This window comes from Thioalkalivibrio sp. ALE17, assembly GCF_000425605.1.
Lineage (GTDB): Bacteria > Pseudomonadota > Gammaproteobacteria > Ectothiorhodospirales > Ectothiorhodospiraceae > Thioalkalivibrio.
The window spans coordinates 171,377-185,278 of the sequence record NZ_AUDT01000003.1; the positions used below are offsets into that span (position 1 = coordinate 171,377).

Here is a 13,902-nt window from a genome sequence, read left to right on the forward strand (position 1 = left end):
GGAATCCCGGCAGTATCAGGTATTCGGGGGGCGGATTTCCACCCGGGAGGCGGTCGTGGCGGACAGCTCGCGCAGGGCGGCGTCGCGTTCTGCTACCTGGTTCGCCAAGTCGGCCTCCGTTGTGGCTTCGCGATTGCGGATTTCGCTGTCCCCGCGCAGGCGGCGCTCCTCGGGATTCATCTGTGCCGCCAGGATGGCCTCCACCTCGGCGCTGCTGCGGCCGTCACGCTGGGTGACGCGGGCAATCTGCTCGTGGGGCTCGCAGTGGACCACGATCACGTGGTCGAAGCGGTTCTCCCAGCCGGCCTCGAACAGCAGTGGAACCACGATCAGGGCGTAGGGCGTGTCGGATGGCAGCGCGGCGAGGTCTTCCTCGATGCGGGCCTCCACCGCGGGGTGGACCAGGGCCTCCAGCGCCTGGCGCTCCCCCGGGTCGGCAAAGATCCGGCTGCGCAGGGCGCCGCGGTCCAGGTGCCCGCGGGCATCCAGGACGCCGGGCCCGAAGCGGTTCACGATGGCAGCGTAGAGGTCGTGTCCCGGTGTCTGCAGCTCGCGGTTGATGGCGTCGGCATCCAGCACCGGCACGCCGAGGCTGGCGAACAACCCCGCGACCCGGCTCTTGCCGCAGCCGATCCCCCCGGTGAGTCCGACCCGCAGCATGCCCGTCGCCTAGAATCCCTGGGGGAAGTAGAGGGCCAGCAGCTCGTCTCCCCAGATCAGCGCGAGCCAGCCGGCGGCGGCGAGATAGGGGCCGAACGGGATCGGGATATTGCGATCCCGGCCGCGCAGCAGGATCAACGCAATCCCGACTACGGCGCCGACCAGCGAGGCCAGCAGCAGGATGACCGGCAGGGCCTGCCAGCCCAGCCAGGCGCCCAGCGCGGCCAGCAGCTTGAAGTCCCCGAAGCCCATGCCCTCCTTGCCGGTCAGCAGGCGGAAGCCATGGAAGATCAGCCACAGCACCAGGTAGCCGGCGACGGCGCCAATGACCGCCGACTGCAGGTCGGTGAAGGTCCCCGGGATGTTGACCAGCAGGCCCAGCCACAGCAGGGGCAGGGTCAGCTGGTCCGGGAGCAGGGTGGTGCGGGCGTCGATGCCGGCCGCCGCAATCAGCACGCCGGTGAACACCAGGGCCAGGAGGCCTGTGGCGTTCGGCCCCAGGTGCCAGATCGTCACGATGAACAGCAGCGCGGTGAGGGCCTCGACCGCGGGATACTGCCAGCTGATGCGGGTGCCGCAGCCAGGGCAGCGCCCGCGCAGAAGCAGATAGCTGAGGAGGGGCACGTTCTCCAGCGCCCGGATGGGGCGTTGGCATTGCGGGCAGCGCGAGCGCGGGCGCACGAGGTCGAAGCGCTCCTCTGCGCCCGGCGGTTCGTGCTCGAGGATGGCGCGGGCCTCGCGTTCCCAGTCGCGTTCCAGCATCACCGGCAGGCGCGCGATGACCACGTTCAGGAAACTGCCGATCAGCAGCCCGAAGACCCCGGCGATCGGCAGGGCCCACGCGCCCAGTTGCGCACCGGTCTCGGCCAGCATCCCCTAGATCACCTGACCCATCTGGAAGATGGGCAGGTACATGGCGATGACCAGACCGCCGACCAGCACGCCCAGAACCACCATGATCAGCGGTTCCAGCAGGCTGGACAGGCTGTCGACGGCGTTGTCGACCTCGTCCTCGTAGAAGTCCGCGACCTTGGCCAGCATGGAGTCCAGTGAGCCGGATTCCTCGCCGATCGCGACCATCTGCACCACCATGTTGGGGAACACGCCGGTATTGCGCATCGACCATTGCAACTGCCCGCCTGCCTCGGTCTCGTCGCGCATGCGCAGGGTCGCCTCGCGGTAGACCGCGTTGCCGGTGGCCCCGGAGACCGAGGTCAGGGCATCCACCAGCGGGACCCCTGCGGAGAACATGGTCGACAGCGTGCGGGCGAAGCGCGCGATCGCGGCCTTGCGCAGGATCGGCCCGAAGGCCGGGGCCTTGAGGATGATGATGTCGAGGAAGCGGGCGAAACGTGGCGAGCGCCGCTTGGCCTGCACGAAGACGAAGCCGATCGCCACCATGACCCCGAGGATCGCCCACCACCAGCTCTGGGTGAACTCCGAGAGGTCCACCACCATCCGCGTGAACACCGGCAGGTCGGCACCGAAGCCCTGGAACAGGGCCTCGAACTGCGGGACCACGTAGATCAGCAGGATCGCGGTGACCACGATGGCCACCACGACGACCGCTGCGGGGTAGAACAGGGCCTTCTTGATCTTGGCCTTCAGGGCCTCGGTCTTTTCCTTGTAGGTGGCGATCTTGTCCAGCAGGGTCTCGAGCGTCCCCGCCTGCTCGCCCGCCTCGACGAGGTTGGTGACCAGGTCGTCGAAGTGACGCGGGTGCTTGGACAGGGCCTTGGCAAAGGTCTCGCCGCCTTCCACGTCCGCTTTCAGTTTCAGAACGAGGTCGCGCATCGCGGGTTTCTCGTTCCCGCGGCCGACGATCTCGAACGCCTGCACAAGAGGTACACCGGACTGCAGCATCGTGGTCATCTGCCGCAGGAAGTAAGCGATATCCGCCGGCACGATCTTCTTGTTGCCGCCGGAGAACAGCGACTTCGGCTTCTTGCGGATCTTGACGACGTTAATGCCGTTCTTGCGCAGTTCGGCGCGCGCGGTGGCCTCATTGTCGGCCGGGGTCTCGCCCTTGACCCGGTCGCCGTTCTTGTTCAGTCCTTCCCAGGTGTAGATCGTCCCGGAGTCGGCCATCCCCCTGTCCCCCTGTAGCTGGTGACCCGTGCCCCTTGCGGCACTAGTCCTTGGTCACGCGATTGACTTCCTCGAGGCTGGTCAGCCCCGCCATTACCTTCATCAGACCGGCGCGGCGCAGGTCCTCGATGCCTTCCTTTTCTGCCTGTTCCGCCAGCTGCATGGAGTTGTAGCCCTCCAGGATGCCGCGCTGCATCTCCTCGCTGATGGGCATGACCTGGTAGATCCCGAGGCGGCCCTTGTAGCCGTTGGTGCACTGGTCACATCCCACCGCGCGATAGGCAGTCACCCCGGCCTGGATATCGGCGTCGGTGAAGCCCTCCTTGCGCAGGACCTCTTCCGGCAGCTGTTCCGGTTCCTTGCAGTTCGGACACAGGCGCCGCGCGAGGCGCTGGGCGATGATCAGCAGGATCGACGACGCGATGTTGTACGGTGGCACGCCCATGTTGGCGAGGCGAGTCAGCGTCTGTGGCGCGTCGTTGGTATGCAGGGTGGAGAGCACCAAGTGGCCGGTCTGCGCGGCCTTGATCGCGATCTCCGCGGTCTCGAGGTCACGGATCTCCCCGACCATGATCACGTCCGGATCCTGGCGCAGGAAGGCGCGCAGGGCGCTGGCGAAGGTCAGGCCGACCTTCGGGTTCACGTTGACCTGGTTGACCCCGGGCATGTTGATTTCCGACGGGTCTTCGGCGGTGGAGATGTTGCGGTCCGCGGTGTTCAGGATGCCGAGGCCGGTATAGAGGGATACGGTCTTGCCCGACCCGGTGGGGCCGGTCACCAGGATCATCCCGTAGGGCCGGCTGAGCGCCTGCAGATAGGCTTCCTTCTGATGTTCCTCGTAGCCCAGTTGGTCGATCCCCATCGACGCGCTGCTGGGGTCGAGGATACGCATCACGATCTTCTCGCCGTACAGCGTCGGCAGGGTGCTGACACGAAAGTCGATCGCCCGTGTCCGTGACAGCTTCAGCTTGATCCGTCCATCCTGGGGTACGCGGCGTTCGGCGATGTCCATGCGCGACATCACCTTGACCCGCGCGGTGATTCGCGGTGCCAGGGAGTTCGGCGGGTGGGCCACTTCGTGCAGCACGCCGTCGATGCGAAAGCGCACGCGGAAGTCCTTCTCGAAGGGCTCGAGATGGATGTCGGAGGCCTTGCGGTTGATGGCGTCCATCAACAGCTTGTTGACGAAGCGCACTACCGGGGCATCGTCCGCCCCTTCGGCGGTGTCCGAGCTGTCCTTGTCGTCGTCGCCCGATTCGATTGCCAGGCTGTCGAGGCCGTCGTCCCCCAGGTCGTCCATCAGCGACGAGGCGGCGCTCAGGGCGCTGTCGATCAAGCGGTCGAGCTTGTGCGACTCGACCAGCACGGCCTCCACCGGCATGCCCGTGGCGAACTTGAACTCGTCGGTGGCGCCAAGATTGGTCGGGTCGGAGACGGCGATGTAGAGCCGGTTGCCGCGCACCATCAGCGGGAGGGCGTGATGCTTCTGGATCAGCTTCTCGTTCAGATGATCCTTGGGCAGCAGTTCCGGCTCGAAGGTCGCGAGGTCGAATACCGGCAGCCCGAATTCCTCGGCGGCGGCCTCCGCGAGCCGGGCCTCCGCCACCTGGCCCTTGCTGGCCAGCAGGGTCATCAGGGGGGTCTGCTGGGACTGGGCCTCCTCGACCAGCTGGGAGGCGATGTCCTCCGCGATCAGGCCGGCCTCGACCAGGCGCTTGGCCAGCCCGGGGAGCCGCGGTGCCGTAGTGGTGTTCGCCATGGGCCTCTGCGTATACAAACCAGTGATGGGCCACACAATACGTGCGTCCGCGGCGGAAGGGAAACGCCCTGGCGGACTACTGGCGCCCCCCGCTTTGCCCCCGATCATAGGAATCAACCCCGCAGAAGACAAGGCTGTTGCGCCGCGGCCGGAAGCGAATGGTCGAGGCGCTTGACGCTGCGCTTCGCGCTGGTTCAGAATACGCGGCTTGATCGAGGAGGGATACCCAAGCGGTCAACGGGGGCAGACTGTAAATCTGCTGGCTCAGCCTTCGGAGGTTCGAATCCTCCTCCCTCCACCATCGAGTTTTTGAAGCCAGCGGCCATAGTGGGCGGTGGTCAGGCAAGCCAGGGTTCTGCGGGTGTAGTTCAATGGTAGAACCTCAGCCTTCCAAGCTGATGATGTGGGTTCGATTCCCATCACCCGCTCCACGTTTGGCCTGTTGTGGTGCGTCCTTGCGGGCGGCCCGGCCGAGGCCCTGGCAGCCAGAGCAATAGAGTTATCCGGCTCATGTAGCTCAGTCGGTAGAGCACTTCCTTGGTAAGGAAGAGGTCACCGGTTCGAATCCGGTCATGAGCTCCATATTAATGTCAGCGTACAACCTGCGTCGCTGTTGAGTTTTAGCGTCACGATCCGGGGAAGCGAGAAATGTCCAAGGAAAAGTTCGAGCGTAAGAAGCCGCATGTGAATGTGGGGACGATTGGTCATGTGGACCATGGGAAAACGACGCTGACGGCGGCGATGACGGCGGTGCTGGGCAAGAAGTACGGGAGCGAAGCCCGTGCGTTTGACCAGATCGACAATGCGCCGGAAGAGAAGGCGCGCGGGATCACGATTGCGACCGCGCACGTCGAATACGAAAGCGACATTCGCCACTATGCGCACGTCGACTGCCCCGGGCACGCGGACTATGTGAAGAACATGATCACGGGTGCGGCGCAGATGGACGGCGCGATCCTGGTGGTGTCGGCGGCCGATGGCCCGATGCCGCAGACCCGCGAGCACATCCTGCTGGCGCGTCAGGTCGGTGTGCCGTACATCGTGGTGTTCCTGAACAAGGCCGACATGGTCGACGATCCGGAGCTGCTGGAGCTGGTCGAGATGGAAGTTCGCGACCTGCTGTCCTCCTACGACTTCCCGGGTGACGACACCCCGGTGATCACCGGTTCCGCGCTGAAGGCGCTGGAAGGTGACGAGAGCGAAGTGGGCGCCCCGGCGATCTACAAGCTGGTGGAGGCGATGGACAGCTGGATTCCGGAGCCCGAGCGTGCCGTGGACGGCGCGTTCCTGATGCCGGTGGAAGATGTCTTCTCGATCTCCGGTCGTGGCACCGTGGTGACCGGTCGCGTCGAGCGCGGCGTGGTGAAGGTCGGCGAAGAAATCGAGATCGTCGGCATTCGCGACACCCAGAAGACCACCGTCACCGGCGTCGAGATGTTCCGCAAGCTGCTGGACCAGGGCGAAGCGGGCGACAACGTCGGCATCCTGCTGCGTGGCACCAAGCGTGACGACGTGCAGCGCGGTCAGGTGCTGTGCAAGCCGGGTTCGATCACCCCGCACACGCATTTCGAGGCCGAGGTGTACATCCTGGGCAAGGACGAGGGCGGTCGTCATACGCCGTTCTTCAATGGGTACCGCCCGCAGTTCTACTTCCGTACGACCGACGTGACGGGTTCGGTGGAACTGCCGGAAGGCACCGAGATGGTGATGCCGGGCGACAACGTCAAGATGACGGTGTCCCTGATCAACCCGATCGCGATGGAAGACGGGCTGCGCTTTGCGATCCGCGAAGGTGGCCGCACCGTCGGCGCCGGCGTCGTCTCCAAGATTATTGAGTGAACGAGATGGCTAACCAGCGCATTCGAATTCGTCTGAAGGCCTTTGATCATCGACTGATCGACCGCTCCGCGGCCGAGATTGTCGAGACCGCGAAGCGGACCGGCGCCCGGGTCAAAGGGCCGATTCCGCTGCCGACCAAGCGCGAGGCGTACACGGTCCTGGTCTCCCCGCACGTCAACAAGGACGCGCGTGACCAGTACGAGCTGCGTACGCACAAGCGCCTGATGGATATCCTCGATCCGACCGACAAGACCGTGGATGCCCTGATGAAGCTGGATCTGGCCGCGGGCGTCAATGTTCAGATCAGGCTTAACTAACGTTAAATTTTCTGCCATACTATTGGGCTTTCCGTGGCCCGGCGGAATTTTCGCCGGGCCACGGCTTTAGGGCGCTTGATAGCGCCGTCTGATACGGAAGGGGTTTTGTAATGGCTCTTGGACTCATCGGTCGCAAGCTCGGCATGTCGCGCGTCTTTACGGACGACGGCGTCTCCGTGCCGGTCACGGTGCTGCAGGTGGACAACAATCGCGTGGTCCAGATCAAGCGCACTGAAGGCGACGGCTACAACGCGGTCCAGGTGACGGCGGGCTCGCGCAAGCCGTCTCGGGTAAGCAAGCCGGAGGCCGGTCACTTTGCTGCGGCGTCGGTGGAACCGGGTCGTGGTCTGTGGGAATTCCGCGTGGACGAGGCCGATCTGGAAGGCCTGGCCGCCGGTGATGCGATCACCGTTGACCGGTTCGAGGAAGGTCAGATCGTCGACGTGACCGCGCAGAGCAAGGGCAAGGGCTTCCAGGGTGCGGTAAAGCGTCACAACTTCCGCACCCAGGACGCGACCCATGGCAACTCGCTGGCGCACCGTGCCCCGGGTTCCATTGGGCAGAACCAGAGCCCCGGCCGCGTGTTCAAGGGCAAGAAGATGGCCGGCCACATGGGCGCGGAGCGCAAGACCATCCAGAACCTCAAGGTGGTGCGTGTCGACGCCGATCGCAGTCTGGTCCTGGTTCAGGGTGCCGTGCCGGGCGCGCCGAGTTCCGACGTGATGATTCGTCCGGCCGTGAAGGCGAAGGGTTAAGACAATGCAAGTAACGACTGCCGATACCGGGGCCAGCGTCGAGCTGTCCGCCGTCTGCTTCGAGCGGGAATTCAACGAATCCCTGGTGCATCAGAGCGTGGTCGCGCAGCTCGCCGGAGCCCGCAGCGGCACCCGTGCGCAGAAGACGCGCGCCCAGGTGAGCGGCGGCGGCATCAAGCCGTTCCGTCAGAAGGGCACCGGCCGTGCGCGTGCCGGCACCATCCGCAGCCCGCTGTGGACCGGGGGCGGCAAGGTATTCGCGGCGCGCACCCAGGATTTCTCGCAGAAGCTCAACAAGAAGATGTATCGCGCCGCGATGGCGTCGATCCTCTCCGAGCTGCTGCGCCAGGATCGCCTGAAGGTGGTTGCGGGCTTTGCCGTTGAATCCGGCAAGACCCGCGACGGCGTCGCGAAGCTGAAGGAACTGGGCCTGGAGAAGGGTCTGGTGGTCCTGGCCGAAGAGGACGCGATGACCGCCCGCGCCCTCGGCAACGTGCCGCACGTGGACGTGATCGACGTCAACGGCGTCAATCCTGCCAACCTGGTCGGGGCCGAGACGGTCGTGATCACGGAAGGCGCCATCCGCAAGCTCGAGGAGTGGCTGGCATGAATTCGCGTCTGATGCAGATTATTCAGGGTCCGGTGGTGTCCGAGAAATCGACCAACGCCGGGGAAGTCGGGCAGTACGTGTTTCGCGTGCTGCCGGATGCCGACAAGGCCGAGATCAAGGCCGCGATCGAGAAGCTGTTCGAGGTTCGTGTCCAGCAGGTCCGCACGCTGAACCAGCAGGGCAAGAACAAGCGCTTCGGTCGCCAGTTCGGTCGTCGTAACCACTGGAAGAAGGCCTATGTCGCGCTCGCCGAGGGCGAGAGCATCGACATGGGTGAAGGAGAACAGGTCTAGTCATGGCGATTATCAAGACCAATCCGACGTCGGCCGGACGCCGTCACGCGGTTCAGATCCGCGGTGACGGTCTGCACAAGGGCGCCCCGCATGCGGCGCTGGTGGAGAAGCAGACGCGCACGGGCGGCCGAAACAATTCCGGGCGCATCACCACCCGTCATGTGGGCGGTGGGCACAAGCAGCGCTATCGCATCGTCGACTTCAAGCGGAACAAGGACAACGTGCCGGGCAAGGTTGAACGGCTCGAATATGACCCGAACCGTAGCGCTCATCTCGCACTGGTGCTGTACGCGGACGGCGAACGCCGGTACATTATCGCGCCTCGCGGCCTGAAGCAGGGTGACGCGGTGCACAGCGGCTCGCAGGCGCCGATTCGTGTCGGTAACGCCATGCCGTTGCGCTCGATCCCGGTCGGTACGGTGATTCACTGCATCGAGATGAAGCCGGGCAAGGGCGCCCAGATCGCCCGTTCCGCCGGTGCCTCGGCCCAGGTCGTGGCCCGCGAAGGCGCCCACGCCACCATCCGGCTGCGCTCCGGCGAGATGCGTCGCATCCCGTCCGAATGCCGCGCCACGGTGGGCGAGGTCGGGCATACGGAGCACAGCCTGAAGAAGTTCGGGAAGGCCGGTGCCAAGCGGTGGACGGGCGTGCGCCCGACCGTGCGTGGCACCGCGATGAACCCGGTCGACCATCCGCATGGTGGTGGTGAAGGGCGCAACTTCGGGCGTCACCCGGTGACCCCGTGGGGCCGTCCGACCAAGGGTTACAAGACCCGAAACAACAAACGTACCGACGGCATGATCGTGCGTCGGCGCAAGAAGTAACGGAGTGCCAGCATGCCGCGTTCACTGAAAAAAGGCCCGTTCGTCGACCACCACCTGCGCAAGAAGGTGGAAGAGGCGCGCGAGAAGAACGATCGCCGGCCGATCAAGACCTGGTCGCGTCGCTCGATGATTATCCCGCAGATGGTGGGTCTCACCCTCGCGGTTCACAACGGGCGTCAGCATGTTCCGGTGCTGGTCAACGAAAACATGGTCGGCCACAAGCTGGGCGAGTTTGCGTTGACGCGGACCTTCAAGGGTCACATCGCCAACAAGAAGTCGCGCTGAGGACGAACGATGGAGACGATTGCAAAACTGCGCTACGCGCGCATCTCGCCGCAGAAAACGCGGCTGGTCGCCGACCAGGTTCGTGGTATGCGCGTGGAAGAGGCCCTGAACGAGCTGACCTTCAGCCCGAAGAAGCCGGCCGCCATCGTGAAAAAGGTGCTGGAATCCGCGATCGCCAATGCGGAGAACAACGACGGCGCCGACATCGACGAGCTGCGCATCTCGCGCATCCAGGTCGACGAGGGCCCCGTGCTCAAGCGCATGCAGGCGCGTGCCAAGGGCCGCGGCAACCGCATCATGAAGCGCACCAGTCACATCGTGATTGGCGTTAGCGAGAAGGGAGCGAACTAACCATGGGTCAGAAAGTACATCCAACCGGCATCCGGCTGGGCATTTCTCGCCCGTGGTCGGCGACCTGGTACGCCGACGGTCGTGAATTTGGCGAGACGCTGAACAACGACATCAAGCTGCGCGAATTCCTGCAGAAGAAACTCGCGCACGCGTCGGTGAGCCGCATTACTATCGAGCGTCCGGCCAAGGCCGCGCACATCACGATCCATACGGCGCGTCCGGGGATCGTGATCGGCAAGAAGGGCGAGGACATCGAGAAGCTGCGTCGTGAAGTCGCGGCGGAGACAGGCCTGGACCAGGGCAACGTCAAGATCAATATCGAGGAAGTGCGCAAGCCCGAGATCGAGGCCCAGCTGGTGGCGGAAGGGATTGCCCAGCAGCTCGAGCGCCGCATCATGTTCCGCCGTGCGATGAAGCGCGCCGTCGGCAATGCCATGCGCCTGGGTGCCCAGGGGATCAAGGTGCACGTCTCCGGCCGTCTGAACGGCGCCGAGATCGCGCGTTCCGAGTGGTACCGGGAAGGGCGTGTGCCGCTGCACACCCTGCGTGCCGATATCGACTACGGCTTCGCCGAGGCCCGTACGACCTACGGGATCATCGGTGTGAAGGTGTGGATCTTCAAGGGCGAAGTCTTCGGTCTCGAACCGGTCGAAGGGACGCGCGCTGCGGCCAACGCGAGCTAGGACATAGACCATGTTGCAGCCAAAAAGAACCAAATTCCGCAAGCAGTTCAAGGGCCGGAACCGGGGCATGGCCTCGACCGGTGCCAAGGTCAGCTTCGGCGAGTACGGCCTGCAGGCCGTTGAACGCGGTCGCATTACCGCGCGCCAGATCGAGGCCGCGCGGCGTGCGATGGTGCGTCACATCAAGCGTGGCGGGAAGATCTGGATCCGGGTGTTCCCGGACGTGCCGGTGACCAAGAAGCCGCTTGAAGTGCGTATGGGCAAGGGCAAGGGTGGCGTGGAGTACTGGGTCTGCAAGATCCAGCCCGGCCGCGTGCTCTACGAGATGGAAGGCGTTCACGAGGACGTGGCCCGCGAGGCCATGCGCCTGGCCGCCGCCAAGCTCCCGGTCAAGACGGTCTTCACCCGTCGGCAGGTGATGTAATGAAAGCAGAAGAACTCAGAAAGAAGTCGGATGACGATCTGAACCAGGAGCTGGAAGCGCTCTACAAGGAGCAGTTCGGCCTCCGTATGCAGAAGGCGATCGGGCAGCTCGCGCGCCCGGATCGCGTCGGCAAGGTGCGGCGCGAGATCGCGCAGATCAAGACGCTGATGAATGAACGCAGAAGGGCAGGCTAAGAAGATGACCGAAGAAGGTTCCAAGACTCAGCGTTCCGTCGTGGGGCGGGTGATCAGCGACAAGATGGACAAGACCCGGACGGTCCTGGTCGAGCGTCGCGTGCGTCATCCGCTGTACGGCAAGTTCATCCGCCGCAGCACGAAACTGCACGTCCACGACGAGGAGAACGTCTCCCGCATGGGCGATCGGGTTCGTATCCGTGAATGCCGGCCGGTTTCCAAGCAGAAGCGCTTTGCCCTGATCGAAGTGGTCGGGCAGGACGCGCTCTGAATCGGCTGCCAGGAGATAAGTCATGATTCAAATGCAGACCGTGCTCGAGGCCGCCGACAACAGCGGCGCCCGACGCATCCAGTGCATCAAGGTGCTGGGCGGCTCGCACCGCCGGTACGCCCGCGTGGGCGATGTCATCAAGGTGAGCGTCAAGGACGCGATCCCGCGTGGCAAGGTCAAGAAGGGCGATGTGTACGACGCCGTCGTGGTGCGTACCGCCTCCGGCGTGCGGCGCCCGGATGGTTCGATCATCCGCTTCGACCGCAACGCCGCGGTCCTGCTGAACAACCAGCACCAGCCGATCGGCACCCGTATCTTCGGGCCGGTGACGCGTGAACTGCGAGGGGAGAAGTACATGAAGATTATTTCCCTCGCCCCGGAAGTGCTGTGAGGACGAGATGAACAAGATTCGCAAGGGCGACGATGTCGTCGTGATCGCGGGCAAGGACAAGGGTCGCCGCGGGACCATCATCAAGGTCCTGGACGGCAAGGTCCTGGTCCAGAACATCAACATGGTGAAGAAGCATCAGAAGCCGAACCCGCAGCAGGGTGTCGGTGGCGGGATCATCGAGAAGGAAATGCCGATCGATGTCTCGAACGTGATGCTCTTCAACCCGGCAACCGACAAGGGTGATCGCGTGTCGTTCAAGACCCTGGAAGACGGCCGCAAGGTGCGGGTCTTTCGCTCGAACGGCGAGGTCGTGGACGCATAACGCGGGACGGACGGTTTATGGAACGCTTGAGAGAAGAATACGAATCCAACGTGAAGCAGGCCCTGCGCGAGCAGTTCGGCTATGCCAACGTGATGGAGATTCCGCGCATCACCAAAGTGACCCTCAATATGGGTCTCGGCGATGCGGTCGCGGACAAGAAGGTGATCGAACACGCGGTCGGTGATATGACTGCGATCGCCGGGCAGAAGCCGGTGGTCACCAAGGCACGCAAGTCGATTGCGGGCTTCAAGATCCGTGATGATTATCCCATCGGCTGCAAGGTGACCCTGCGGCGCCGGCAGATGTACGAATTCCTGGATCGCCTGATCAATGTGGCGCTGCCCCGGGTACGCGACTTCCGCGGTTTTTCCGCGAAGGCGTTCGACGGCCGCGGCAACTACAGCCTGGGCATCAAGGAACAGATCATCTTTCCGGAGATTGACTACGACCGTGTCGACAAGCTGCGCGGCATGGACATCACCATCACAACCAGCGCAAAGACGGACGCGGAAGCCAAGGCCCTTCTGGAGGCCTTCCGATTCCCGTTCCGGCAGTAAACGAGGTAGGCGCACATGGCGAAGGTATCGATGGTCGAGCGCGAGAAAAAGCGCGAACGACTGGTAAAGAAGTACGCGGCCAAGCGGGCCGAACTCAAGGCAATCCTGGTGGACGACACCAAGTCCTCCGAGGAACGTCTGGCGGCCATGCATGCGCTGCAGAAACTGCCGCGTGATTCGTCGCGCGTGCGTCAGAAGAACCGCTGTGGCGTGACCGGCCGGCCGAAGGGCTATTACCGCCGGTTTGGCCTGGGGCGCAACAAGCTGCGGGAATACGCCATGAAGGGCGAGATTCCGGGCCTGCGCAAGGCGAGCTGGTAAGGAGATTTGAAGCGATGATGACCGATCCGATTTCCGACATGCTCACCCGCGTGCGCAATGCGCAGCGCGCGAACAAGGAGCAGGTCGCCATTCCCTACAGCAAGGCCAAGGAGCGCATCCTGAAGGTCTTCGCGGAAGAGGGTTTCGTGGGCGACATGCAGGTCGAGGGCGAAGCCGCACAGAAGAAGCTTGTGGTGAAGCTGAAGTATTTCGAGGGACGGCCGGTCATCGAGACCGTCGAACGGATTTCCCGCCCGGGTCTGCGGATCTATCGCGGCAAGGACGAACTGCCGCGGATCAACGCGGGCCTTGGTGTCGCGGTGATCTCCACGCCGCAGGGTGTCATGAGTGACCGCGCAGCCCGGGCCGCTGGCCAGGGTGGCGAGGTCCTCTGCAAGATCTACTGAGGAATCAGCCATGTCGCGCATTGCAAATCTGCCGATCCAGCTGCCGAGCGGTGTGTCCGTGGAGCAGACGGACAGCGAGATCAAGATCAAGGGCCCGAAGGGCGAGCTTCAGCTCACCTGCCCCGAGGCGGTGACGGTTACCGTCGAGGACGGCGTGGTGCGTGTGAAGGCCGCCGAGAATGCGAAAAACGTCGCGCTCGCCGGTACCATCCGTGCGCTGCTCGGGAATCATGTCCACGGTGTCAGCCAGGGGTTCGAACGGGCCCTGGAGCTGGTGGGTGTCGGCTACCGCGCGCAGATGCAGGGCGCCAAGCTGAACCTGACCCTCGGGTATTCGCATCCGATCGACTTCGAGATCCCCGATGGTGTGACGGTGGAAACGCCGACCCCGACCGAGGTCGTGGTCAAGGGGACCGATCGCCAGAAGGTGGGCCAGGTGGCCGCGAATATTCGCGCCTTCCGCCCGCCGGAGCCCTACAAGGGCAAGGGCGTGAAGTACAAAGACGAGCGCATTGTGCGCAAAGAAGCCAAGAAGAAGTAGGTAGGCACCA

At 64.1% G+C, this 13,902-nt stretch carries 22 protein-coding genes and 3 tRNA genes; 21 read left to right on the forward strand and 4 right to left on the reverse strand.

What is annotated here, in order from left to right; translation table 11 throughout:
* Positions 1–15: 15 nt before the first annotated feature.
* From coaE to pilB, 4 genes are read right to left on the reverse strand one after another with little or no spacing between them, the layout of a single operon-like run.
* Positions 16–660: a dephospho-CoA kinase gene (coaE, locus tag H609_RS0104020; protein ID WP_018865665.1), complete on the reverse strand. Its 645-nt coding sequence runs from the start codon at positions 658–660 to the stop codon at positions 16–18.
* Between the two features lie 9 nt (positions 661–669).
* Positions 670–1,533, reverse strand: a complete 864-nt coding sequence (locus tag H609_RS0104025) for an A24 family peptidase (protein ID WP_018865666.1) — start codon at positions 1,531–1,533, stop codon at positions 670–672.
* Positions 1,534–1,536: 3 nt separating this feature from the next.
* On the reverse strand, positions 1,537–2,748 hold the full coding sequence (locus tag H609_RS0104030; protein WP_018865667.1) for a type II secretion system F family protein: 1,212 nt from the start codon (positions 2,746–2,748) through the stop codon (positions 1,537–1,539).
* Between the two features lie 43 nt (positions 2,749–2,791).
* A complete protein-coding gene (pilB, locus tag H609_RS0104035; RefSeq protein ID WP_018865668.1) occupies positions 2,792–4,507 on the reverse strand; it encodes a type IV-A pilus assembly ATPase PilB in 1,716 nt (571 codons plus the stop codon).
* 216 nt (positions 4,508–4,723) lie between these two features.
* On the opposite strand from pilB, the gene H609_RS0104040 reads away from it, so the two are divergent.
* From H609_RS0104040 to rplF, 21 genes are all read left to right on the forward strand, one after another.
* Positions 4,724–4,808: transfer RNA gene (locus H609_RS0104040), tRNA-Tyr, on the forward strand.
* Between the two features lie 56 nt (positions 4,809–4,864).
* Positions 4,865–4,938 (forward strand) — tRNA-Gly (locus H609_RS0104045).
* A 75-nt stretch (positions 4,939–5,013) separates the two neighbouring features.
* Positions 5,014–5,089 (forward strand) — tRNA-Thr (locus tag H609_RS0104050).
* Positions 5,090–5,155: 66 nt separating this feature from the next.
* A complete protein-coding gene (tuf, locus tag H609_RS0104055) occupies positions 5,156–6,346 on the forward strand; it encodes an elongation factor Tu (protein WP_018865669.1) in 1,191 nt (396 codons plus the stop codon).
* Between the two features lie 5 nt (positions 6,347–6,351).
* Positions 6,352–6,663 (forward strand): 30S ribosomal protein S10, encoded by a 312-nt coding sequence (rpsJ, locus tag H609_RS0104060; RefSeq protein ID WP_018865670.1) that lies wholly within the window; start codon positions 6,352–6,354, stop codon positions 6,661–6,663.
* A 110-nt stretch (positions 6,664–6,773) separates the two neighbouring features.
* Positions 6,774–7,418 carry a 50S ribosomal protein L3 gene (gene rplC, locus H609_RS0104065; protein ID WP_018878096.1) on the forward strand — a complete coding sequence of 215 codons (645 nt, stop codon included), beginning with the start codon at positions 6,774–6,776 and terminating at the stop codon, positions 7,416–7,418.
* A 4-nt stretch (positions 7,419–7,422) separates the two neighbouring features.
* Entirely contained in the window at positions 7,423–8,028 is a 606-nt protein-coding gene (gene rplD / locus H609_RS0104070; RefSeq protein ID WP_018865672.1) for a 50S ribosomal protein L4, read from the forward strand.
* The gene (gene rplW / locus H609_RS0104075; RefSeq protein ID WP_017941073.1) at positions 8,025–8,321 is read left to right on the forward strand and encodes a 50S ribosomal protein L23; all 297 of its coding nucleotides are present in this window, start codon (positions 8,025–8,027) and stop codon (positions 8,319–8,321) included. Before rplD ends, rplW begins: the two co-directional genes overlap by 4 nt.
* A 2-nt stretch (positions 8,322–8,323) precedes the next feature.
* Positions 8,324–9,145, forward strand: coding sequence for a 50S ribosomal protein L2 (gene rplB, locus H609_RS0104080; RefSeq protein ID WP_018865673.1), 822 nt, complete (start codon positions 8,324–8,326; stop codon positions 9,143–9,145).
* Between the two features lie 12 nt (positions 9,146–9,157).
* Complete coding sequence (rpsS, locus tag H609_RS0104085) at positions 9,158–9,430, forward strand: 30S ribosomal protein S19 (RefSeq protein WP_018139876.1); 273 nt, start codon at positions 9,158–9,160, stop codon at positions 9,428–9,430.
* 9 nt (positions 9,431–9,439) lie between these two features.
* Positions 9,440–9,781, forward strand: coding sequence for a 50S ribosomal protein L22 (gene rplV / locus H609_RS0104090; protein ID WP_018865674.1), 342 nt, complete (start codon positions 9,440–9,442; stop codon positions 9,779–9,781).
* Between the two features lie 2 nt (positions 9,782–9,783).
* Complete coding sequence (gene rpsC, locus H609_RS0104095; RefSeq protein WP_018865675.1) at positions 9,784–10,464, forward strand: 30S ribosomal protein S3; 681 nt, start codon at positions 9,784–9,786, stop codon at positions 10,462–10,464.
* A 10-nt stretch (positions 10,465–10,474) separates the two neighbouring features.
* Complete coding sequence (rplP, locus tag H609_RS0104100; RefSeq protein ID WP_017941078.1) at positions 10,475–10,888, forward strand: 50S ribosomal protein L16; 414 nt, start codon at positions 10,475–10,477, stop codon at positions 10,886–10,888.
* Positions 10,888–11,082, forward strand: coding sequence for a 50S ribosomal protein L29 (rpmC, locus tag H609_RS0104105; RefSeq protein ID WP_018865676.1), 195 nt, complete (start codon positions 10,888–10,890; stop codon positions 11,080–11,082). Before rplP ends, rpmC begins: the two co-directional genes overlap by 1 nt.
* Before the next feature lie 4 nt (positions 11,083–11,086).
* Entirely contained in the window at positions 11,087–11,353 is a 267-nt protein-coding gene (gene rpsQ, locus H609_RS0104110; protein WP_018865677.1) for a 30S ribosomal protein S17, read from the forward strand.
* Positions 11,354–11,375: 22 nt separating this feature from the next.
* A complete protein-coding gene (gene rplN, locus H609_RS0104115; RefSeq protein WP_017941081.1) occupies positions 11,376–11,744 on the forward strand; it encodes a 50S ribosomal protein L14 in 369 nt (122 codons plus the stop codon).
* 7 nt (positions 11,745–11,751) lie between these two features.
* On the forward strand, positions 11,752–12,066 hold the full coding sequence (rplX, locus tag H609_RS0104120; protein WP_018865678.1) for a 50S ribosomal protein L24: 315 nt from the start codon (positions 11,752–11,754) through the stop codon (positions 12,064–12,066).
* Between the two features lie 17 nt (positions 12,067–12,083).
* Entirely contained in the window at positions 12,084–12,623 is a 540-nt protein-coding gene (rplE, locus tag H609_RS0104125; RefSeq protein WP_018865679.1) for a 50S ribosomal protein L5, read from the forward strand.
* A gap of 15 nt (positions 12,624–12,638) precedes the next feature.
* The gene (rpsN, locus tag H609_RS0104130; RefSeq protein WP_018865680.1) at positions 12,639–12,944 is read left to right on the forward strand and encodes a 30S ribosomal protein S14; all 306 of its coding nucleotides are present in this window, start codon (positions 12,639–12,641) and stop codon (positions 12,942–12,944) included.
* Positions 12,945–12,958: 14 nt separating this feature from the next.
* Positions 12,959–13,351: a 30S ribosomal protein S8 gene (gene rpsH / locus H609_RS0104135; RefSeq protein WP_017941085.1), complete on the forward strand. Its 393-nt coding sequence runs from the start codon at positions 12,959–12,961 to the stop codon at positions 13,349–13,351.
* Positions 13,352–13,361: 10 nt separating this feature from the next.
* A complete protein-coding gene (gene rplF / locus H609_RS0104140) occupies positions 13,362–13,892 on the forward strand; it encodes a 50S ribosomal protein L6 (RefSeq protein WP_028484375.1) in 531 nt (176 codons plus the stop codon).
* The last annotated feature ends 10 nt before the right edge of the window (positions 13,893–13,902 follow it).